The following is a 349-nucleotide window of genomic DNA, read 5'->3' on the forward strand; positions in this document are numbered from 1 at the left end:
CACAGTCGTGCTATTGCCAACCGCATCGTGTGCAATCAGGATCGCGTCAATGATGCGATCTCCATCTGCAACCAGTTCGCTGCCTGCAACACTGCTGATCCAGCTGCCATTTGCCTGTACTGTCGCTGTGTAAGTGGTGCCATTAATCAGTAATGTTACCTGATCACCTGCAACATATTCACCTGTGACTGTTCCACTGATGGTGACATTCGTTCCAGCTTCTGCTGCATTGAGGATGTCATCCGTTGCAACCGGATTAATGTTTAAGGTCGCTGCTGGGGCAACAGTATCTACCGTTAACGAACCGGTATCTGTACTGCTGTTCCCTGCAGGATCTGTCGCTGTGACT

1 protein-coding gene is annotated in these 349 nt (G+C 50.1%); it reads right to left on the reverse strand.

Annotated features, from left to right (window positions below; genetic code table 11):
• On the reverse strand, positions 1-349 hold a 349-nt coding region (locus tag GTU69_RS16985; RefSeq protein WP_166172240.1), incomplete at both ends, for an Ig-like domain-containing protein.

The organism is Acinetobacter sp. SA01, from assembly GCF_011319235.1.
Classification (GTDB): domain Bacteria; phylum Pseudomonadota; class Gammaproteobacteria; order Pseudomonadales; family Moraxellaceae; genus Acinetobacter.